Source organism: Streptomyces lydicus (genome assembly GCF_000717345.1).
Lineage (GTDB): Bacteria > Actinomycetota > Actinomycetes > Streptomycetales > Streptomycetaceae > Streptomyces > Streptomyces lydicus.
This window is the reverse complement of sequence record NZ_JNZA01000052.1, coordinates 1-21,259: the sequence shown is the minus strand read 5'-3', so window position 1 is coordinate 21,259 and position 21,259 is coordinate 1. Positions and strand designations below refer to the sequence as shown.

Below are 21,259 nucleotides of genomic sequence, written 5' to 3'. Positions count from 1 at the left end.
CACGGCGGCCCGCCCCGTCACTCCTGCGCGGCGCCGTCCCGGTGGGCCGGGTCCCCGTCCTTGCCGAACGCCTCCCGCAGCTCCTGCTTCATGGACCGCTGGAAGGCCGTGACCAGCGCCTGGACCACCATCGGCTGCATATGGGCCGAGAGCGACTTCATCCGCGCCAGTTCCTCCTCGTCCGGTCCGCCTTCCCGGTACGGGCCCCACACCTCGTCCTTGAACAGCCGGCTCAGCTCACGGGCCGCCGCACGGGTGTGTTCCATGACGACGCTGCGCGCCGCGAGGATGGTCTCCAGCGTGATCGGCACATCCAGCAGCCGGGTGCCCAAATGCAGCAGCCCGGGGTCGACCCGGAAGACCCCCGGATCGTCGGTCCTTACGAGGACGCTCATGGCCGCCAGCCGGTCGAGGTCCTCCTCGGTCAGCTCCCGGCCGACCCGCCGCTCCAGCTGGTCCCGGGTGGTGTCCTCCGCCTTGTCCGGGATCCAGCTCGCCACCAGCGCACGGTGAATGGCCAGGTCCTGGGCGCTCAGGTCGGGAGGGAGCTGCTCCAGATAGCGCTCGATCGCGGAGAGCGTCAGCCCCTGGTGCTGGAGCTCCTCGATGAGCGCGAGTCGCGAGAGGTGGTCCGGGCCGTAGCGGCCGACCCGGCGCGGGCCGATCTCCGGCGGTGGCAGCAGGCCCCGGGTGCTGTAGAAGCGGATGGTGCGGACCGTGACGCCGGCGCGGGCGGCCAGCTCGTCGACGGTCAGACCGGTGTCGGCGGACTCCTTCATGTTCAACAGTATTGCTGTCTCACCACTTGTGTGAAGCCTATGAACGCGGGCGGATGACGGTGAGCGATGGCCGGTTGTCGCCCGTGCCGTGACTGTCGCGACCCTTCCGGGCTCCCGGGGCGTGCGTGCGAGCGAGGCGTCACGGGGGCCAACGGGCGCTTGAAGGGAGCGGAACAGGTCAAGAAGCTTGCCCCGGTGACCGAGAAGAGAGGCCCGGAACGGACGAACTCCAGCATTCCTTGCCCCTCAAGTGACGGGAAATTCATGACAAAGTCGGACAAATCTTGGATGGCCTATACACGCTGTGATCTTGCCCACAGACGGGGGGCCGCTCTTCAGGGAAGGTGTGCCGTCGGCCGTCCGCGCGATCCGCGGGTTCCGGCCATCGCTCAAGCCCTGCCCGAAAGCGAGATGCACCAGCAGTGAGCACAGAAACCGTCACCGAGACAGCCCAGAGGTCACCTGACGGGGGGAGCGGCGCGCAGCAGGACGCGGGCGACGCGGGATACAGCAAGGGCCTCAAGGGCCGGCACATCAACATGATCGCCATCGGTGGGGCGATCGGCACCGGCCTCTTCCTGGGCGCCGGCGGCCGACTGCACTCCGCCGGCCCGGCGCTGGCCATCGCCTACGCGGTCTGCGGCCTCTTCGCCTTCTTCGTCGTGCGGGCCCTGGGCGAGCTGGTGCTGCACCGGCCGTCCTCCGGATCGTTCGTCTCCTACGCCCGTGAGTTCCTGGGGGAGAAGGGCGCCTACGTCGCCGGCTGGATGTACGTCGTCAACTGGTCGACCACCGGTATCGCCGACATCACCGCGATCGCCCTCTACACGCACTACTGGAGCCTGTTCACCGACATCCCGCAGTGGGTGATGGCACTGATCGCGCTGGCGGTCGTGCTGACGGTCAACCTGATCTCGGTGAAGATCTTCGGTGAGCTGGAGTTCTGGTTCGCGATCATCAAGGTCGCCGCACTGGTGATCTTCATGTTCATCGGCATCTTCCTGCTGGCTTCCCACCACGAGGTCGCCGGCCACGCACCGGGACTGAACCTGATCACCGACCACGGCGGGATCTTCCCGACCGGACTGCTGCCGGTGGTGATCGTGCTCCAGGGCGTGGTCTTCGCCTACTCCGCGGTCGAGCTGGTCGGCGTCACCGCGGGTGAGACCGGCGAGCCGCAGAAGGTCGTGCCGAAGGCCGTCAACTCCATCATGTGGCGGGTGGGCGTCTTCTACGTCGGCTCGGTCATCCTGCTGGCGATGCTGCTGCCGTGGAACAAGTACACCGGCGGTGAGAGCCCCTTCGTCACGGTGCTGTCCAACGTCGGCGTGCCGGCGGCGGGCGACGTGATGAACCTCGTCGTGCTCACCGCGGCGATGTCCAGCCTGAACTCCGGCCTCTACTCGACCGGCCGCATCCTGCGCTCGATGTCGATGGCGGGTTCCGCGCCGAAGTTCGCCGGCCGGATGAACCGCAACCAGGTGCCGTACGGCGGCATCCTGCTCACCTCCGCGGTGTGCGTGCTGGGCGTCGCGCTCAACTACGTCGTGCCGGGCGAGGCGTTCGAGATCGTGCTGAACATCGCGGCGCTGGGCATCGTCAGCACCTGGTGCACGATCATGGTCTGTCACATGGTCTTCGTCCGCCGGTCCAAGGCGGGCCTGGTCGAGCGTCCGCGCTTCCGGCTTCCGGGTACGCCGGTCACCGACATCGCCACCATCGCCTTCCTGCTCGGCGTCATCGTGCTGATGTGGTTCGACGACGGCGTCGGCCGGCAGACCGTGATGCTGATCCCGGTCCTGGGCGCGGCGCTGGTCGTCGGCTGGTACGCGGTCCGCGGCCGGGTGGCCCGGATCGCCAAGGAGCGCGACGAGCTGGCGAAGTAGCCACGCGGGAGCGGCACCTGAAGCAGCTCGGGGCGGTCGCGGACACCGGAAGGTGTCCGCGACCGCCCTTGCGTATGGCCGAGCCCCGGCTCACCCGGCGGCCTGCCGGTGACGGTCCACGACCGCCGACGGCGCGGCGCGGTGTTCAGCCGCCGATCACCGGATAGTGGTCGGAGAGGTTGGTGTAGGTGTAGTCCTTGCCCCAGCTGGAGACCGTCCAGGGCGCCGACTCCTCCTTGACCACGGTGTTCTGCCAGCCGGCGGGGCGGGCGTGGCCGTTGCGGTGCAGAACGTAGTCCAGGTCCTCGCGCGGGTCGCTCGGGTAGCGGTACTCGGCGATCGAGTTCTCCTGCGTGTCGAAGGAGTACGGGTGCCCGGAGCGGCTGTCGGCGGGGGCCAGGTCGGCGTTGCTGAGCAGCGCGTCGTACTCGGCGCTGTGCGAGTCGATGTTCAGGTCTCCGGCGACCATGACCTCCTCGTCCGCCGGGATGTTCTTGGCGTCGAGGAAGGCGTCCACCTCCTTGAGCTGCCGCGCGCGGTCGGCGGCCGCCTCGCCCGCCTTGCAGCCCGAGTCGGTGGACTGGGTGTGGGTGCCGACGACATGCACCTTGGTGCCGTTGACGTCCAGCACCGCATAGACGAAGCCCTTGTTGGAGAAGGAGTCCGAACCGCAGGCGTCCTTGTAGACGTACTGCTCCTTGCGGAGGATCGGCCACTTGCTCAGCAGCGTCACCCCGCCGTCCTCCGGCGTGACGGCCGAGTAGGCGCCCCCGGTGGCGTCCCAGCCGCTCCGGCTCCGGCCGACCACCGGCGTCTGGTGCGGATACTGCCCGGCGGCCCGGGACTTCAGCGCGTCGGAGGAGGAGTTGTCGAACGCTTCCTGGAGCACAACGACGTCATTGCCCTGGAAGAAGTCCGCGGCCGCGATCGCCTGCGCGCGGTGGTCCTGGCCCCAGTTGGGATAGAGGTTCTTGCTCATGAGGAAGGTGTTGTAGGTCAGCACCTTCAGATGGGGGGCGGTGGCGGCCGACGCGGTGGGGGACGCGGCGGTCACGGTGGCCGCGGCGAGAGCCGCGGCGAGGGCGAGGGCCCGGGGCGTGCGCAGCGCTGAGTGCGACACTGAATCTCCCTATGGGGGTGGGGATTTGGTCCGGCGGCGCTCATCCAACCAGCTGACATTACTTCTAGGTAACCTCCTGGGGGGAAGGAGATTTACAGAGCGGGCCGGGAAGGAGCGGTGCCGCGGTCCGGGTGGTGCGGGGGCTTCCCGGGCGCGCCGGGCGCAGGGCTCCGCATGCGCGCGTGGGGTCCGTGGCCGCCGTATCATGATTAATGACATGAATACGGTGAAAACTGACCCAAAACCCCCACCGGTCGGAGGCGTGCTCTGGTCGATGGTGGGGGACATCCGCATGCTGCTGACCCTCCCTCCCGCCCTGACGATGCAGGTCGCGCATCCGGCGGTGGGCGCCGGTGTGGACGACCACTCCGTCTTCCGCACGGACCCCTGGGGGCGCGGTGAGCGCTCGCTGGCCTCGCTGCAGCTGTGGGTGTACGGCGGTGCGGGCGCGGCCGAGGAGGGCCGACGACTCCGGCAGCTGCACCGGACCATTCAGGGCACGGACGCGCACGGCCGCAGATACCACGCGCTGACCCCCGCCTACTACGCCTGGGTGCACGCCACCGGCTACCCCGTCTTCCGGCACGCCCAGCAGTACCTCGGCCGCCCCTTCACCGAGGCGCAGGAGCGCCGGCTCTACGCGGAGTGGCTCCAGGTCGGCCGGATCCTGGGCATCCACGACCGCGATATGCCGCAGACCATCGAGGAGTTCTGGCCCTACTACCGCAAGGTGCTGGAGAACGACCTCGAAGCCACCGCGGTCGTCAGGGAGTTGATCGCCACCGACCGGCCGCTGCCGGCTCCCGACCGCGGCCCGCGGTGGCTGCGGCTGCTGCTCCGGCTGGTCTGGCCCTGGCTCCGCCCGCGGTTCGCGCGCTTCCGCCGGTTCGTCACGATCGGACTGATGCCGCCGGACGCCCGGCGCGCCATCGGCCTGGAGTGGACCGACGCCCAGGAGCGCCGGCTGCGCCGCTTCGGACGGGTCGTCCGCACGGTGGTGCCGGCGCTCCCGGAGCGACTGCGCTTCATGCCGATCGCACGCCGGGCCCGCCGTGCGGCACGGGACCGCCAGGCAGTCGCGGCCGGTACCTGACACGCGCCAGGCGCAGGTGACCGCACGGACGGACGGAGCCGGGGAAGGAGATCCCCGGCTCCGCGCGTGCCGGCGGCAGGCCCGTTGAATCAGTGCCCGTGGACCTCGTGCGTGGCCGCGATCTGCTTCCACGACTTGGGCTGGGCGACCTGTGCCCGCGGTGCGCCGAACGTCCGCTTGACGGCGGCCGCCGAGGGCTTGGACGGCTGGAACAGCCAGGTGTCGAAGAAGCCGGCCAGCTGCTTGCCGGACTTCTGCTCGGCGAACTTCACGAAGTCCGCCACCGAGGCGTTGCCGTACTTGTGCTCCGTCGGCCAGGACTTGAGGAGGCCGAAGAAGACCTTGTCGCCGACCTTGTTGCGCAGCGCCTGGAGCGCCAGCGCACCACGGTCGTAGACGGCCGCGTCGAACTGGTTCTCCGCACCCGGGTTGCCCGGCTTGACGGTCCAGAACGGGTCATCGGCCGGGTGCTGGGCGTAGACCCAGTCCGCCAGTTCCTGCGCGGTGCCCTCGCCCTCCTTCTCCGACCACAGCCACTGGCTGTAGGCGGCGAAGCCCTCGTTGATCCAGATGTCCTTCCAGTCCTTCAGCGAGACGCTGTCGCCGTACCACTGGTGCGCCAGCTCGTGCACCACGACCGAGACGTTGGTGCCCCGGTCGAACGCCTTCCTGCCGTAGAAGGGGCGGGTCTGGGTCTCCAGGGCGTAGTGGGCCGGCACGTTGGGGACATAGCCGCCGACCGCGTTGAACGGGTAGGGGCCGAAGACGCTCTCCAGCCACTCGGTGACCTCGCTGGTGCGCTCGATGCTGGCCTTGGCCGAGCCCTCGTTGGCGCCGAGGTCCTTGCTGACGGCATTGATCACCGGCAGGCCGTTCGCGGTGGTGTCGGTGGTGATGTCGAACTTGCCGACCGCCAGCGTCGTCAGATACGTCGCCTGCGGCTTGTCCGAGCGCCAGTTGTAGCGCGTCCAGCCGAGCTTGGAGGACTGCGAGGCGAGCACGCCGTTGCTCAGCGCCTGGGTCCCGTCCGGCACCGCCACCGAGATGTCGTAGGTGGCCTTGTCGGTGGGGTGGTCGTTGCTCGGGAACCACCACACGGCGGCGTCCGGCTCCTGCGCGATGACCGCGCCGTCGGGCGTGCGGGCCCAGGCGGTGAAGTCGTCGATCTTCAGCTCGGAGGGCTTGCCCGCGTAGCGCACCACGACGCTGATCTGCTTGCCCTTCTCCAGCGGCGTGGCCGGGGTGACCTCCAGCTCGTGCTTGCCGGACGTGGCGAAGGTGGCCTTCTTGCCGTTGATCCGTATCTCGCTGACCTTGAGACCGAAGTCCAGGTTGAAGCGGGAGAGGTCCTGGGTGGTCCGGGCGAGGAGCGTCGCCGTGCCCTCCAGCAGGTCCGTCTTCGGCTGGTACTTCAGCCGCAGGTCGTAGTGGGAAACGTCGTATCCGCCGTTTCCGCTCTCGGGGTAGTAGGTGTCGCCCACGCCCGGAGCGCCGGGGGTGAAGTCCGCCGCGGAAGCCGGGATCGCCAGCAGGAGACTGAGCGCGGCCGCGCCCGGTACGAGGAGTCTGTGACGCACGAGTCCTCCAACTCGTAGGGGGATGGCTCTCGTCAGACCCTATGCAGCCCGCCCGGCGGCGTCATGGACATGGCTCGATCTGACACATGACCGACATGAACCACCCTTTGTCCCGCCGGGGGCGTGACACATCGCCGTCCCCCTCCGCCACGGCAGTCGTCATCTGCACCCTTACGCGGGGGAGTTGAGCCGCGCTACCGTCCGCCCGTGACGAATCCTGCGCGGATCCCCCGCACCCCCTTCACAGCGCTCGTGCTGGCGGCCGTCGTCGCCCTGCTGTCCGCCCTGATCGGGCCGGCCGCCGCGCAGGCGGCGCCCGCCGGCAGCCGGTCCGGCGAGAGCAGACCCGTCTACTCCTACGACCGCGCGATACGCGAATCGGTCTGGGTGGACACCCGGCTCGACGGCGACGGGGACGGGCGAACCGACCGCGTCGCCGTCGACATCGCGCGGCCGTCCGAACCGGCCCGGCAGGGCCACCGGGTCCCCGTCATCATGGATGCCAGCCCGTACTACTCCTGCTGCGGGCGCGGCAACGAGAGCCAGAAGAAGACCTACGACGCACAGGGCCGCCCGGTCCAGTTCCCGCTGTTCTACGACAACTACTTCGTGCCGCGCGGCTATGCGACCGTCCTGGTCGACCTGGCGGGGACCAACCGCTCCGACGGCTGCGTCGACGTCGGCGGCCGCTCGGACGTCCAGTCGGCCAAGGCCGTCGTCGACTGGCTCGGCGGCCGAGGCCGCGCCTATACGGCCCGGACGGGCGGCAAGCCCGTCACCGCCGGCTGGTCCAACGGCAGCACCGGCATGATCGGCAAGAGCTGGGACGCCACCATCGCCAACGGCGTCGCGGCCACCGGCGTCAAGGGGCTGAAGACCATCGTCCCGATCGCCGGCATCTCCTCCTGGTACGACTACTACTTCGCCAAGGGCGCCCCGCTCTACGACTCGGGCCCCGACTCCCTCGCGCAGCTGGTCGACAGCCCCGACGCGCAGAGGCGTTGCGCCGCCGTCCAGAAGAAGCTCGCCGAGGGCGCGCCGCGCAGCGGCGACTGGACCGGACTGTGGACCGAGCGGGACTACGTCCGCGACGCCGGCAAGGTCCGCGCCAGCGTCTTCCTGGTGCACGGCCTGCAGGACCTCAACGTCCGCACCCGGAACGCCGGCCAGGGGTGGGACGCGCTCGCCAGGCACGGCGTCGAGCGCAAGGTCTGGCTCTCCCAGACCGGACACGTCGACCCCTTCGACTACCGGCGTGGCGCCTGGGTCAAGACCCTGCACCACTGGTTCGACCACTATCTGATGGGCTACGACAACGGCATCGAGCGCGCGCCGATGGCCGACATCGAGCGTTCGCCCGGCACCTGGTCCACCGATCCGCAGTGGCCCGCCCCCGGCACCGCGGCCACCACCCTGCGGCCCCGCGCCGGCAGCACGCCCGGCGTCGGCGCCCTCGGCACCACCCGTGCGCCACGGGGGACCACCGAGACCTTCACCGACGACCCGAAGCTGAACGAGGCCGACTGGGCGGCGCACATCGACCAACCGACGCCCGCCAAGGCCGGGTTCAGCACCGGGCCGCTGCGCGCGCCGCTGCGGCTGTCCGGCTCCGGCACGGTGACCGTCACCGTCACGCCCAGTACCTCCACCGCCCATCTGTCGGCCGTCCTGGTGGACCTCGGCCCTGCCACCATCCGCAACTACGGCGCCGACGGCGAGGGCATCACCACCCTCGACAGGCGCACCTGCTGGGGCGCGGGAACCCGGGGCGACACCGGCTGCTTCAAGGAGACCGCGGCCGACACCGAGAAGGTGGCGCACACGGTCTTCAGCCGCGGCTGGGCCGACCTCGGCAACTACGCCGACCCCCACCACGGCCGCCCGCTGACCCCCGGCAAGCCCTACACCCTCACCCTGGACCTGGCCGCCACCGACCACATCGTGCCCGCCGGACACCGGCTCGCGCTGATCGTGGCCGGCACCGACGCCGGACTCATCGACCCGCCCGCGTCACGCCCGCAGCTCACCCTCGACCTGGCCCGCACCTCCGCCCGGCTGCCGCTGACCGGCGGCGCCCCGGCCCTCGCCCGGGCCACCGCCCCGGGCACGCCACCCCGGACGAGCGGGACGGTGCTGGAGGGGATCGCCCCGCCGCACGCGCCCGGCCGGCTGCCGCACGCGGGCTGACCACCCCGGGGCCGCCCTCCCTGGGCGGCCCCGGCCCCACCCGCGGCAGCACCTCTCCGTGGGCAGCCCACCCCGGTGGGCAGCACGTCCCCCCACCCCTCACCCCCACCGCTCGACCAAGGGAGGCACCTCCCCGTGATGCTCCGCTCCCGCCGCCTCGCCCTAGGGGCCCTGGCCTTCGGCCTGACCGCCACCCTCGGCACGGCCCTGCCCGCCTCGCCCGCCGGTGCCACCGCCGCCGGGAAACCCCGTACGGGGTTCGAGACCAGCCACGGCGCCCGCTGGACCAGCCAGCCGGAGGAGCAGAGATTCCTCGCCGCCGTCGACCGGGCCAGCCCCCGGGTACGGATCGAGCGGATCGGCACCACCGCACAGGGCCGCCCGCTGCAACTCGTCCGCATCGGCGCCCCGGCACCCGAGCGCCCCGAGGACGTCCGGCGCGGCAACTCCGTGCTGCTGATCTGCTCCCAGCACGGCGACGAACCGGCCGGACGCGAGGCGTGCCTGTCCACCATCCGCGACCTCGCCTACGCCAGGGACCGGGCGACCCGGCGCCTCCTCGCCCGTACCAGCGTGCTGGTCGTACCGACCGCCAACCCCGACGGCCGGGCCGCGGACACCCGCACCAACTCCGACGGCGTCGACATCAACCGCGACCACCTCGCGCTGCGCACCGCCGAGGCCCGCGCCATGGCCGCGGTGCTCCGCGACTACCGCCCCGACACCGTCTACGACCTGCACGAATACAGCCCCACCGCCCCGTACTACGTGAAGGACCTGCTGTCGCTGTGGCCGCGGAACCTCAACACCGCGGACGCGGTGCACCGCGAGTCCGCCGCGCTCTCCCACGACTTCGTCGAACCGGCCGTCCACCGGGCCGGCTTCAGCACCGGCGTCTACGGCATCTGGACCGACCCGGCGACCGGCGAGCCCGTCAAACAGGTCGCGGGCGACGGGCAGGAGCGCATCCTGCGCAACACCGCGGGCGTGAAGGGCTCCGTCGGGCTGCTCGTGGAGACCCGGGTCGACGCCCTCCCGGCGCCCGGCGGGGGAAGCCGCCCGGGCACCGCGCTCGCCGCCACCGGGCAGGCCGACCCGGCACGTAACAACCGGCGCCGGGTCGCCTCCCACCTGGCGGCGCTGCACGGCGCCTTCACCTTCCTCGACCGGCACCGGGCCGGTATCGAGGCGGCCACCACCGCGGCCCGGCTCGCCGGCTACGCCGACCGCGGCCCGGTGCACCTCGGCGGCGCGGACAACGAACCCCCGGCCGCCGACCAGGTGCTGGCCGACCCGCCCTGCGCCTACCGTCTCGACGCGGCACAGTTCGCGCAGGTCGAGGGCGCGTTGGCGCTGCACGGCGTGCGCTGGGAGCGGCTCCGGGACGGCGGCGCGGTCGTCCCGCTGCGCCAGTCGCTGCGCGGCCTCGTCCCGCTCCTGCTCGACCAGCGGGCGGCGTATCACCTCACGGCCGCGACGCCGCTGGACGTCTGCCCGGGCATCAAAGGGGGTAAAGGCCAGGGAAAATATGGCCAATTGAAAGGTTGACGTGTGACGGACACAGCCAGACAAGCCGAAGACGGGGGTGGCACGTCACCCATGTCGGACCACCCCGACGGCCCGCGGCCGACCGGGCCCCCGCAGACCGACCGTGTGGTCTTCGGTGTGACCGCACTGCTCACCCTCGCCTTCATCGCCTGGGGAGCGACCTCCACCACCTCGCTCAAGAACGTATCGACCTCGCTGCTGAACTGGGTGATCGACAACGGGGGATGGGCGTTCGTCCTCTCCGCCTCCGGGTTCGTGATCTTCGCCATCTGGCTGGCCGTCAGCAAGTACGGCCGGATCACGCTCGGCAAGGAGGGCGAGGAGCCCGAATTCCGCACCGTGTCCTGGATCGCGATGATGTTCAGCGCGGGCATGGGCATCGGCCTGATGTTCTACGGCGTCAGTGAGCCGCTGGGGCACTTCACCACCCCGCCGCCGGGCACCGACCCCAAGGACGCCGCCCAGGCGATGGACACCGCGATGGCCACCACGCTGTTCCACTGGACGCTGCACCCGTGGGCCATCTACGCGGTCGTGGGGCTGGCCATCGCGTACAGCTGCTTCCGGCGGGGGAGACGGCAGACGATGAGCGCGGTGTTCACCCCCCTGATCGGCGCGCGGCGGGCCAACGGCTGGGGCGGTCAGGTCATCGACATCCTGGCCATCTTCGCCACCCTCTTCGGCTCCGCGGCCTCGCTCGGGCTCGGCGCGCTGCAGATCGGCAGCGGGATCAAGGTGCTGGGGTGGATGGACAGCGTCAGCACCACCCTGCTGGTCGTCATCATCACCGTGCTGACCCTCGCCTTCATCCTCTCCGCGGTCTCCGGCATCGCCAAGGGCGTCCAGATGCTGTCCAACATCAACATGGTGCTGGCGCTGATCCTGGCGGTCTTCGTCTTCGTGGTCGGCCCGACCGTCCTCATCCTCAACCTGCTGCCCACCTCCCTCGGCTCCTTCCTCGGCGAACTGCCGCAGCTGGCCGGCCGCACGGAGGCCGGCAGCGGCGCCGACGTGGGCGGCTGGCTGCGCAGCTGGACGGTCTTCTACTGGGCGTGGTGGATCTCCTGGACGCCCTTCGTGGGCATGTTCATCGCCCGGATCAGCCGCGGCCGGACGATCCGCCAGTTCATCGGCGGGGTCATCCTGGTGCCGAGCGTGGTGAGCCTGCTGTGGTTCGCGGTCTTCGGCGGCTCGGCCGTCAAGCTTCAGGAGGACAAGCAGCTGCACGGCTCGCACACCCCGGAGGGTCAGCTCTTCGACGTACTGCACCAGTACCCGCTCGCGACGGTCATGAGCATCCTCGTGATGATCCTGGTCGGCATCTTCTTCGTGTCCGGTGCCGACGCGGCGTCCATCGTCATGGGGACCCTGTCGCAGAAGGGGACCTTCGAGCCGAGCCGGCTCGTGGTGGTCTTCTGGGGCGTGGTGACCGGCGCGGTCGCCGCGATCATGCTGCTGATCGGCGGCGGATCGGGCGACGCGCTGACCGGCCTGCAGAATCTGACGATCCTGGTCGCGGTGCCGTTCATGGTCGTGATGATCGTGATGTGCTGGGCCCTGATGCGCGACCTGCGCAGCGATCCGCTGATCGTCCGGGGGCTGAAGGGCGAGGAGGTCGTCGAGATGGCCGTGATCGCCGGACACGAGCGCTACGACGGGGACTTCGAGATCCGGATCGGACCCGGTAACGGGGCGGCCGACGCCGGTGGCGAACCGGTCGGTGAGGCCGAGGCCGAGCGGTAGCGGCCCCGGCGCGGCGGCCGTGGAGGGCCGGATGACACGGCCCTCCACGGCCCGTCGCCCGCGGCCCGCCGCTGCCCACGGACGCCGGCCTCGTGGGCGGCGGCCCGGCGGCCTAGCGGGAGTCGCCCCGGGCCTCCCGGACCCGCCGCACCACCTCGTCCGCGCACCCCCACGCCACCGTCACGCCCGCACCGCCGTGCCCGTAGTTGTGCACACACCGCGTGCCGTCGGGCAGCCGCTCCGTCTCCAGCCGGACCGCGGGCCGGGCCGGGCGCAGCCCCACCTTGTGGGCCAGGACCCGGGCCCGCGCCACCTCCGGGAAGCGCCGTGCGCAGCGCGCCACGATCGCCTCCGCCACCGCCGGATCGGGCTGCCGCGACCAGGCGTCCTCCCGCGCCGTACCGCCCAGCACCAGGCCGTACGGCTGCGGCAGCACATACGTCGTGTCCGTCTCACCGGGGTCCGCGGCCACGAACCACTCCTCGATGCCGGGGTTCTCCACGACCACCAGCTGACCCTGGACCGGGCGCACCGCGCCGTCCGGGACGAGACGGTGCGCACCCAGCCCCGAACAGTTGACGAGCACGTCCGCCGGGCCGCCGACGCCCTCCAGCGACACCACCTCGCGCCGTTCGAGCGTGCCGCCCGCGGCCGCCAACCGCCGCTCCAGGTAATGGAGATGGGCTGTCATGTCCACCAGCGGTGTACGGGCCCGCCACCCCGACAGGTCGCCCTCGGAGAGTTCGTCCACGCATGCCTGCCGCAGGCCGGGCACGGCCGCGTACCAGGCGGCGAGCCCGTCGTCCGCCGCTCCCGGGCGGCCGGTCGACGTCATGGTCCCGGTCACCATCCGGGCGCCGGTCTCCTCCGGCCGCCGGGCCATCTCGGCGAACACCTCGAAGGACCGTACCGACCATCGCACGGCCCGGTCGTACGGCCGGATGCGGTACGGCCAGCACAGGCCGCCGGCCACCGCGGACGTGGTGTCCTCCGCCGCGTCCCGGCTCACCACCCGCACCCGGTGCCCGTCCTCGGCCAGCGCGATCGCCGAGGTCAGGCCGATCACCCCGCCGCCGATCACCCATACGTCACCTGTGTCGCTCGTCATGCCGGGATGCTACGAGCCGTCCGGTGTGACCGGAAGACACCCGGTCGCCGCTGAATTCCTTTTCGGTTTCGCCCGGAAAGCGGCACCCCTCTCGATGTATCCGCCGCGTACGATGCGGCGGATACCTGAAAGATCCGACATCTCGCAGCATCTCGGCGCACGGAGGTTTTCGGTGAGCCGTAAATGCAGATATGGCTTACCGGGTCGTGGGTGGCGCTTTTCCGGGGTGACGGGATTGTTCGCCGGGTGTCATGTGCGGCTGCCGGTAACAAAAAGAGGAGGAAAATCGCAGGTAGGAGGGGGGATGTGTCAAAGGGGAGTACGGACTGGGGAAAACCGCAGGGTAAGTTGCCGCACCGCCCGCTGACGTGATTGCATCCTGCGACACGCGCCGCCGGTATTCGTGCCCCTCTTCGGGTGCCGGCACGTCGTGCAATTGGCCGGGTGACCCTTTCGGTAATCCCGTCCGACATTGGTCCAGGAAAATCAGAGCATTGAAGGAAGGGCACGCCATGCGTAACGGCTTCACCCCTGAGATCGGCACCTCCGAGATCTCCGACAGCGAGCTGGACAACATTTCCGGTGGCCTCGCCAGCTTCGGCGGCGAGATCGCCGGCCACGGCGCCACCGTGAACGTCGGCGACGTCGTGGGCACCGCCCAGTCCCTCGCCCCCGCCGTGCCCGGCGTGCCGGCCGACGGTCTCGTCTCCGTGCAGACCACCGGCTTCTGACAGCCGTCTGCGCCACGTGACCCCGGGACTCCGCGTCCCGGGGTCACGCCCTTTACGGCTCCGCGCGGCTCAGGCGCAGGAGGTGAAGTTCGGGCTGGTGTTGGCGATGTAGAGGGTGGCGCCGCCGCTGGGGTCGTCCTTGAGCGGCACGGTGATGGTGTCGTCGGCGGTCCAGGGGAAGCCGGTGGTGTCGAAGGTCCAGGTGCCGGTGACCGTCTTGGCCAGTTCGGAGAGGGTCACCCAGCCGTACTGCTTGGTGGGGACGTTGACCGTCACCTGGTTGTTGACCGCCCGGGAGCCCTCCCAGACGTGCGTGGCGTGCAGCGTGGAGCTGACCGTCGTCTGCAGTTCGGTGCCGCCGCCGGGGGCTCCGGCGCTGGCCGCGATCTGCGTACCCATGTCGACGCCGATGCTGTTCTGCCAGCCGCTGGTGTCGGTCACCGCGAAGCCCTGCTGCACCGTGTCACCGGTGTTGTTGAACCACACCGAGGACGCGCAGACCTTGGGCAGGGGGGCCGCCGGGGACTCGGTCCGGGTCGCCCACGAGCAGGTGGCGGTGTCCTTCTGGCACTGCTTGGCGGCGTGGTCCACGGCGAGGTTCCACGCGTCCAGCGCGGTGGCGGAGCCGGTCGTCCACTGCTGGGGCCGGCTGTTGTTGCAGGTGTACTGGTCGGTCCAGGCGTCGTCGTAGTTGGCGCCCATCAGCAGGTCCAGGCAGGTGTTGTCGCCCTGGTGCCGGATCATGAACGTGTCCTTGGCGGCCCCGACCGGCTGCAGGTACCACTTCTGGCTGGCCGCGCCCCGGCAGGTCTGCTGGCGCAGGGCGGGGGTGAGCCAGGCGAGGTCGACGCACTTCCCGGTGGCGTTGTTGACGATGGTGAACGACGAGTCGGACTTGTCGACGTTCAGGTGCCAGGTCTGGTGGTAGCCCGGCGCGGAGTTGGTGACGATGTAGGCACCGTCACCGGTGTTGCCGTTCTGCACATCGAGGTTGCGGCCGTTGCTCAGCGAGGTGAAGGTCAGCTTGTCGAGCGCGGGCGCGCTGCCGCTGCGGGCGTGCGGTGCGGCCACCGCGGGGGCGGCCGCCATGCCTAATGCCGTGCAGCACGCGGCGAGCGCGGCCGCCAGGACCCGCAGGAGGAGGGCGGTGCGTCTGGGGCGTGGCGTCGAGGTCACGTGGTGAGGTCCTCTCTCGTTCTTTCGTCTGTCGTAGGAGCGCCCGGCCGGCCGTGGCAGCCAGGCGCAGGGGTCATCGCGGCGAGGCGGATGCCTCGACGTGGTCAGTCGGAGGCGAACGCTGCTTCCAGGCGCGGCACGTAGTCGGTCAGGTCCTGGTCCCAGCAGCCGCCGTTGTGCCCGCCGTCGCAGTGGTCGCCCCAGCCGGCGCCGTTGCCGTAATCGACGTAGTGGTACGGCATCCCCAGGGCGTCCAGGCGGTCCTTGACGTGCTGAGACGCCGAACGGGCCCAGAACTCCGGCTCGGTGGGCCGGCCCGCGCCGTCACCCGTGTAGAGCGCGATGCCCATGCCGCGCAGCCGGTCCAGGTGGCCGGCCGGATCCACCTGGTTCCAGCGCCAGTCGGCGTTGAACACCGGGTACGGCGAACCGAACACCGCGTCGCTGGAGACCGCGGGCCCGAAGTCGAGGGCACAGGGTTGTCCGGGGCCGACGACGGAACCGCAGAACGGGGCGCCGACGTTGGTCAGGGTGGCGACCACCGCGGCCCGGATGACGGCCTCGTCCAGCGACAGGTCGACCGCGCCGGAGAAGGCCGCGACCTGGCTGAACAGCTCGGGGTGGGCCTGGGCGTAGTGGAACGAGCCGAAGCCGCCCATCGAGATGCCGCCGACGGCCCGGCCCTTTTTGGCGGCGACGGTGCGCAGGTTGGCGTCGATGAACGGGACGACCTGCTCGATGTGGAAGGTCTCCCAGTTCTGGGCGCCGGCGGCGGTCTGCTGATCGAGCCAGTTCGCGTACCAGCCGCGCAGGCCGCCGTCCGGAATCACCGTGATCATCTTGCTGCTCGCGGTGAGGGCGGAGAACGCCAGGGCCGGGTCGGCCGGGCTGTCGGCCGCGCCGTGCAGCAGGTAGAAGACCGGGTAGCGCTTGTCCGGGTGGGCCGCATAGTCGGCGGGCAGCAGGATCCGGATGTGGTGCTCACCGGCCACCTGGGCGGTCTTCACGGTGATCACGAAGTTGGTGGCGGTGCCGCTCGCGGTACCCACCTGGGTCAGGCCGAAGCCGTCGGTCAGCTTCGGCGGCGCGTCCGGCGGCGCGGCGTGCGCGGCGGGCGTGCCCGATAAGAGCAGGGCGGCGGCCAACGCGGCGACGGCCGCCCTGGCACGCGACAGGACTGGTCTCATGGAAGGTCCTCGGGTCGGTGGTCGCCAGGGGAACGGTCCGTGCGACCGGTCGGCGACAGTCTCCTGAAGGCACTCCCGGCAGCGCCATACGGTTCGTTGGCGCAACTGGGCCACTGGCGCACATACGCCTACCAGGAGGTACGCTCCGGACGTCGAATCCGCTTTCGACACGAACGCGACGAGGGGGGTTGTCGTGTACGACGTTCTGGACCCGGATTCCGAGCGCGGACGGATCTACCGTTCCCTGGTGAGCCACCCGGGCGCACCGGCCGGTGCGCTCGCGGCCAGCACCGGTCTGAGCGAGCACGCGGTCCGGAAGCTGCTGGAGGAACTCGCCGCCGACGATGTCGTGGTGACGGTCGATCAGGAGCCGGACGGCTGGGAGGCGTTGTCGCCGCTGTACGTCGTGGAGTCGCTGCTCCAGCGCGAGGCCGCGCGGCGGACCGGCCTCCGCCAGGCGGGGGCGGAGCTGGAACGGCTCTACCGGGTGGCCCGGCGGGAGAGCGGCCAGTACGGCGCACTGGAAGTCGTCGAGGGCGCGTCGGGTGTGCTGGCAGCCGTCCGCCGGCTGCAGTTCTCCGCCCGGCGCGAGGTCCGGGTCATCGATGTGCCGCCGTACACCGGCGCGCCGGACTACTACCCGAGCCAGGAGGACCTCCAGCGCGAACGGATGGCCGCCGGCATCGCCTACCGCGTCATCTACCACGGCTCCGCCTACGACGACCCGATCGCGGGCCCCAACATGGCGCGCATGATCGAGGCCGGTGAACAGGCCCGGACCCTGGACGAGGCGCCGCTGAAGCTGGCCTTCGGCGACGACGATCTGGCGGTGCTCACGCTCGCCGGGGACGACCGCGCCGAGGTGATCGCGCTGCTCGTCCGCCCCTCCGGCCTGTTCCGGGCGCTGTCCAACGTCTTCGAGGCACTGTGGCGGCTGGCCGTTCCGGCATCGACGGCCGGCATCGGCACCCAGATCGACGCCCGCGACCGCCAGATCCTCACCCTGATGGCCAGCGGCGCCACCGACGAGGCCATCGCCCGCCGCCTGGGACTGGGCCGCCGCACCGTGGTCCGCCGGGTCTCCGCGCTGCTGACCCGCCTGGGCGCCACCACCCGCTTCCAGGCCGGCGTCCAGGCGGCCCGGCGCGGATGGCTCTAGCGGGCCCGGCGGCGCCGCCGGGGCGGCCCGGCAACCGAACCGCCCCGCCCTCCACACGGCCGTCGCCTTCCCTACCCGCCTGACCCCCGTCGCCGTGGGAAGCCGCACCTTAGGCTGGTAGCAGCACCGTCGGCCGATGTCGCCCCTCGGATTCCGCTTGCCGCCGTCCGTCCGCCGTCGTCTGAGGAGCTCCATGATCCGCGCGCCGCGCGCCGTTCCCGCCTGGCTGGCGCACCCCTTCCGCTGGCAGCGGCTGCCCGTGCCCTGGGCGGCCGTCGCCCGTGGCGCGCTGTGCGCGGGACCGCTGCTCGGCGCGGGCATCGCAACCGGCCATCCGGCGCCCGGCGTGCTGACCGGCCTCGGCTCGATGCTCGCCGGCGTCAACGACCGCCCCGGCACCCGCCGCACCGGCATCGTCCACATCGGCCTGCCCGCCCTCGCCTCCGCGCTCGGCATGCTGATCGGCGCCTCGCTGCAGGCCCTCGGCGCCGGCTGGTGGGTCGTGCCGGCGCTCTTCGCGGTCGGCTTCGTGTCCGGCGCGGGCAGCGTGGCCGGGCCGGTGCGCTCCAACGCGGGCATGCAGATGCTGGCCACCACCGTCCTGGGCGCCGGTATGCCGCTGCCCGGCGCGCCCTGGGCGAAGGCGCTCTACGTCCTCGCCGGCTGCCTCTGGCTGCTCCTGCTGCGCCTCGTCGTGCGCTCACCGCGTCCCGCGGGCGGTGCCCTCAGCGGCGAGCGGGCGGCGGTCGCCACCGTCTTCGACGCGCTGTCCGGCGCCCTGGCCGCGGCCGGTGGCCCCGGCGCCGTGGCCGCCAGGCGCCGGCTCACCGCCGCCCTGGACCGGGCCGACGAAGCACTGCGGCTGCGGCGGCTGACCGGTCGGCTGCTGCGCCGCACCGTCACCCCCCAAGAGCTGCTGCTGGCCGAGCGGTTCGCCGCCGCCACCGCGCTCTGCGAGGCCAGCGTCGCGCTGCTGTGGGAGGCCCGCCCGCTGCCGGCCCGGGTCGCCGAGAGCCCCCGCAGGTTCGCCGACGCGCTGCGCACCGGGCAGCCGCCGGGCCGGCTGTCCGCACCGGAGACCAGCACGCCGGCCCGTGGCGCCTTCGACCAGGCGCTGCTGGACGCCGCGGTGGCGTTCGCCCGCCGGGAGCCGACGACGACGCAGAGGGCGGCGGCGGAGCCGGGTCCGGTACCCGCGGTCCGGGAAGCGCTCCGGGCCCTCGGCGGCCGGTCGCGGCCCGGGCGGGGGCTGTTCGGCCCCGCCGGACGGGACTACGGCCTGCGGGTGGCGGTCTGCATCGCCGCCAGCGCCGCCGTGGCCCTGCTGTTGCGGGCCGACCACTGGTACTGGCTCCCCGCGACCGCCACCTTCCTCGTCAAGCCGGACCTCGGCCCCCTCTTCTCCCGTACGGTCAACCGCTTCGCCGGGACCCTGGCCGGGGTGCTGGTCTTCGCCGGCGCGGGCGAGCTGCTGACCGGTTCGTGGTGGCCGGCGCTGGTGGCCGGTGCGGGCGGCGCGCTGCTGCCGTTCGCCACCCGCCACTTCGCGCTGCAGACCGTCGCGATCACCTTGATGGTGCTGTCGTTCGTGTACGCCGGCGGGGCCCGGCAAGCCGCCACGGAGCGGATCGTCGACACCTCCATCGCCTGCGCCATCGTCCTCGTCGTCGGCCATCTGCCGCGCCTGGCCGACCCCCGGCGACGCGTCGGCCAGCGCGTCACCTCGGCGCTGCGGGCCACCGAGCGGTTCCTTCGGCACGTACTGGAGGCGGAACCGGGAGCGGACACCACCGAGCGGCGGGCGCTGCGCCGCGCCGCCTATCGGGCGCTGGGGGAGGCCAGGGCGGCAGCGGAGACCGCCGCCGCCGAGCTGCTCGCCGCGCGGGACCGCAACCCCGACTGGCTGACCGTGGTCTCCGCCGCCGAACGCATCGTGGACGCCGCGACCGCCTGCGCCGTACGTCTCGACCACGGCGCCCACCGCCCGAGCCTCGAGGAGGCCGAGCGGCTGTGCCGGGCGCTCGCCGCGATGGCCGACGCCCTTGAGGACCCGCGGCGGCGCCGCGACACCCCCGTACCGGACGGCGATCTCCGGCCGGTACCGGACTGCGCCACGCTCACGGACGTCGCCGCGGAACTGGAACACATCCGCGGCTACGCGGGCACCGGCTGAACCGCCGGCCGGTCCGCCCGCTTTCCGGCGGGACGCGCGGCGTCGAACCGTCGCGCGCCCCGCCCGCGTCGCAGCCGGCACCTGATCCGGCACCGTCGGACGGGGCTCAGGCGCCGGCCATCTCCTCCCTCGGCTCCGCTTCCCCGGCCGTACGCCACAGGGAACGGGACCTCGCCGCGGCCACCGCTGCCGTGAGCAGCGCCGGCACCAGCAGCGCGGCGCTCACCCATACCGGGGCGCGGTAGCCGAGGTGCGTGGAGAGCGCGGCGCCGCCCAGCCAGGGGCCGAGCGCCGCGCCGACGTTCAGCGCGGCCGTCGCGCATCCGCCGGCCAGCGTCGGTGCCCCGGCCGCCGCGTACAGCGCCTGTGAGACGAGGGTGGAGCCGACCGCGAACGACAAGGTGCCCTGGACGAAGACCAGCACGACGACCGCCGCCGGGCTGCCGGCCGCCAGGGCCAGGACGACCCACCCGACGAGCAGGGCGGGTCCCCCGACGGCCAGCAGCGGGGCGGGGCGGGCATCGCCCAGCCGGCCGCCGACACCGACCCCGACGAAGGAACCCAGCCCGAACAGGGCCAGCATGACGGGGACCCAGCCGGTGCCGATGCCGGCGACCTCGGTGACCAGGGGGGCGAGGTAGGTGAAGGTGCAGAAGGTGGCGCCGTTCACCAGCGCACCGAGAAGAAGGATCACCAGGAGCCGGCGACTGCGCAGGGCCCGCAGTTCGCCGTGTGCCCCGGCGGGCGGTACGCGGTCGGCACCCGCCCCGCCGGCCGGCCCCCGGCCACCGTCGGCCGGTACGGCCCACACGATCGCCGCGACGGCCGGCAGCGATACCAGTGCCACCGCCCAGAACGCCGCACGCCAGCCCCACACCTCACCGAGGTACGCGCCGGCCGGCACGCCCGCGATGCAGGCCAGGGTGGTGCCGCCGAGCAGCACGGAGGTCGCCCGGGCCTTGGCGTCCGGCGCGACCACGGCCGTGGCGGTCGCCAGGGCCACCGCGAGGAACCCCGCGTTGGCCAGCGCCGCGACGACACGGGTGGCCAGCAGCACCGGGTAACTGGTGGTCAGCGCGCCGACCACATGGACCAGCAGAAACGCGATCAGGAAGGTCAGCAGGGCACGGCGGCGCGGCCACCGCAGGCTCAGCAGCGCCATCAGCGGGGCGCCGACGCTCATTCCCACGGCGAAGGCCGAGGTCAGCGAACCCGCCGCGGAGAGCGGGAGATGCAGGTCGGCGGCGATGTCCGGCAGCAGACCGGACAGCATGAACTCGGAGGTGCCTTGCGCGAAGACCGCCAGTCCGAGCAGAGGGACGAAGAAGGGCACAGAAATGCTCCGCAACCACGAAATGGATCGACCGGGTGGATCGGCCGGAGGGGCCGACCGGGGATCGACGGGGTGCGGCGGCAGCACACAGCGAGCCCTGTGGGGCCGGGGAGTTGCGTGAGGTTCATCCAGCCGAGGGCCCGTGCGGCTACCGCCCGAACGACCTGGACGCCGGGTGGACCGGCGCCGAACAGGCCGTAAGACAGGCCGCGTCACGGCGATCCGATGGCAGGGGAGCGCGGCCGGCCGGGGCACCCGAGGATGCGGCTACGGCAGGGCGACGCGAAAAGCCACCGGACGACCGGTGGCTAGCGTCTTGACGCCTCGGGGCTGGACATGCGCGCAGGCTACCGAGGCGGGGCGCGGCTCGTCCACGCAATTATCCGGCGCGGGCCGCCCACGGGATTCCGGGGCGATGAGTTTCGCCGCCCGTGGCACCCCCCACCCCCGAACCCACCC

Annotated in this window: 15 protein-coding genes; 8 read left to right on the top strand and 7 right to left on the bottom strand. The window is 71.9% G+C overall.

What is annotated here, in order from left to right; translation table 11 throughout:
- Window positions 1-17: 17 nt before the first annotated feature.
- Entirely contained in the window at window positions 18-779 is a 762-nt protein-coding gene (locus tag OO62_RS33420) for a MerR family transcriptional regulator (protein WP_033271451.1), read from the bottom strand.
- 422 nt (window positions 780-1,201) lie between these two features.
- Between OO62_RS33420 and OO62_RS33415 the strand changes: the two genes are divergently transcribed.
- Window positions 1,202-2,665: an amino acid permease gene (locus tag OO62_RS33415; RefSeq protein WP_033271450.1), complete on the top strand. Its 1,464-nt coding sequence runs from the start codon at window positions 1,202-1,204 to the stop codon at window positions 2,663-2,665.
- A gap of 145 nt (window positions 2,666-2,810) precedes the next feature.
- On the opposite strand, the gene sph is transcribed toward OO62_RS33415, so the two are convergent.
- Entirely contained in the window at window positions 2,811-3,785 is a 975-nt protein-coding gene (sph, locus tag OO62_RS33410; protein ID WP_033271449.1) for a sphingomyelin phosphodiesterase, read from the bottom strand.
- A 217-nt stretch (window positions 3,786-4,002) separates the two neighbouring features.
- Here sph and OO62_RS33405 point away from each other — a divergent pair, with 217 nt between their 5' ends.
- Window positions 4,003-4,878, top strand: coding sequence for an oxygenase MpaB family protein (locus OO62_RS33405; protein ID WP_180290157.1), 876 nt, complete (start codon window positions 4,003-4,005; stop codon window positions 4,876-4,878).
- An 89-nt stretch (window positions 4,879-4,967) separates the two neighbouring features.
- Here OO62_RS33405 and OO62_RS33400 read toward each other — a convergent pair whose 3' ends face one another.
- Entirely contained in the window at window positions 4,968-6,455 is a 1,488-nt protein-coding gene (locus OO62_RS33400) for a M1 family metallopeptidase (RefSeq protein WP_033271447.1), read from the bottom strand.
- A gap of 207 nt (window positions 6,456-6,662) precedes the next feature.
- Here OO62_RS33400 and OO62_RS33395 point away from each other — a divergent pair, with 207 nt between their 5' ends.
- The 3 genes from OO62_RS33395 to OO62_RS33385 all read left to right on the top strand — a co-directional run bounded on the left by OO62_RS33395 (window position 6,663) and on the right by OO62_RS33385 (window position 11,933).
- Window positions 6,663-8,642, top strand: coding sequence for a Xaa-Pro dipeptidyl-peptidase (locus OO62_RS33395; protein ID WP_228332575.1), 1,980 nt, complete (start codon window positions 6,663-6,665; stop codon window positions 8,640-8,642).
- Window positions 8,643-8,780: 138 nt separating this feature from the next.
- The gene (locus tag OO62_RS33390) at window positions 8,781-10,190 is read left to right on the top strand and encodes a M14 family metallopeptidase (RefSeq protein WP_051733825.1); all 1,410 of its coding nucleotides are present in this window, start codon (window positions 8,781-8,783) and stop codon (window positions 10,188-10,190) included.
- Window positions 10,191-10,241: 51 nt separating this feature from the next.
- On the top strand, window positions 10,242-11,933 hold the full coding sequence (locus OO62_RS33385) for a BCCT family transporter (protein ID WP_033271446.1): 1,692 nt from the start codon (window positions 10,242-10,244) through the stop codon (window positions 11,931-11,933).
- Between the two features lie 112 nt (window positions 11,934-12,045).
- Here the strand turns inward: OO62_RS33385 and OO62_RS33380 are convergent, their stop codons facing one another.
- Window positions 12,046-13,041, bottom strand: coding sequence for an FAD-dependent oxidoreductase (locus OO62_RS33380; protein ID WP_051733824.1), 996 nt, complete (start codon window positions 13,039-13,041; stop codon window positions 12,046-12,048).
- A gap of 512 nt (window positions 13,042-13,553) precedes the next feature.
- Between OO62_RS33380 and OO62_RS33375 the strand changes: the two genes are divergently transcribed.
- Window positions 13,554-13,772, top strand: a complete 219-nt coding sequence (locus OO62_RS33375) for a hypothetical protein (protein ID WP_033271445.1) — start codon at window positions 13,554-13,556, stop codon at window positions 13,770-13,772.
- A 69-nt stretch (window positions 13,773-13,841) separates the two neighbouring features.
- Here OO62_RS33375 and OO62_RS33370 read toward each other — a convergent pair whose 3' ends face one another.
- Window positions 13,842-14,948, bottom strand: a complete 1,107-nt coding sequence (locus tag OO62_RS33370) for an RICIN domain-containing protein (RefSeq protein WP_129322893.1) — start codon at window positions 14,946-14,948, stop codon at window positions 13,842-13,844.
- A gap of 104 nt (window positions 14,949-15,052) precedes the next feature.
- Entirely contained in the window at window positions 15,053-16,135 is a 1,083-nt protein-coding gene (locus OO62_RS33365) for an alpha/beta hydrolase (RefSeq protein ID WP_033271443.1), read from the bottom strand.
- A 193-nt stretch (window positions 16,136-16,328) separates the two neighbouring features.
- On the opposite strand from OO62_RS33365, the gene OO62_RS33360 reads away from it, so the two are divergent.
- Together OO62_RS33360 and OO62_RS33355 are read left to right on the top strand one after the other, a co-directional pair.
- Complete coding sequence (locus OO62_RS33360) at window positions 16,329-17,294, top strand: helix-turn-helix transcriptional regulator (RefSeq protein WP_033271442.1); 966 nt, start codon at window positions 16,329-16,331, stop codon at window positions 17,292-17,294.
- A 193-nt stretch (window positions 17,295-17,487) separates the two neighbouring features.
- Window positions 17,488-19,467 carry an FUSC family protein gene (locus OO62_RS33355; RefSeq protein WP_033271441.1) on the top strand — a complete coding sequence of 660 codons (1,980 nt, stop codon included), beginning with the start codon at window positions 17,488-17,490 and terminating at the stop codon, window positions 19,465-19,467.
- 106 nt (window positions 19,468-19,573) lie between these two features.
- Here the strand turns inward: OO62_RS33355 and OO62_RS33350 are convergent, their stop codons facing one another.
- The gene (locus OO62_RS33350; RefSeq protein ID WP_033271440.1) at window positions 19,574-20,800 is read right to left on the bottom strand and encodes a Cmx/CmrA family chloramphenicol efflux MFS transporter; all 1,227 of its coding nucleotides are present in this window, start codon (window positions 20,798-20,800) and stop codon (window positions 19,574-19,576) included.
- Window positions 20,801-21,259 lie beyond the last annotated feature (459 nt).

Coding starts and splice junctions, on each gene's coding strand:
- OO62_RS33355 (WP_033271441.1), top strand. CDS start 17,488: ATGATCCGCGCGCCGCGCGCCGTTCCCGCCTGGCTGGCGCACCCCTTC.
- OO62_RS33390 (WP_051733825.1), top strand. CDS start 8,781: ATGCTCCGCTCCCGCCGCCTCGCCCTAGGGGCCCTGGCCTTCGGCCTG.
- OO62_RS33365 (WP_033271443.1), bottom strand. CDS start 16,135: ATGAGACCAGTCCTGTCGCGTGCCAGGGCGGCCGTCGCCGCGTTGGCC.
- OO62_RS33380 (WP_051733824.1), bottom strand. CDS start 13,041: ATGACGAGCGACACAGGTGACGTATGGGTGATCGGCGGCGGGGTGATC.
- OO62_RS33375 (WP_033271445.1), top strand. CDS start 13,554: ATGCGTAACGGCTTCACCCCTGAGATCGGCACCTCCGAGATCTCCGAC.
- OO62_RS33405 (WP_180290157.1), top strand. CDS start 4,003: ATGAATACGGTGAAAACTGACCCAAAACCCCCACCGGTCGGAGGCGTG.
- OO62_RS33385 (WP_033271446.1), top strand. CDS start 10,242: ATGTCGGACCACCCCGACGGCCCGCGGCCGACCGGGCCCCCGCAGACC.
- OO62_RS33420 (WP_033271451.1), bottom strand. CDS start 779: ATGAAGGAGTCCGCCGACACCGGTCTGACCGTCGACGAGCTGGCCGCC.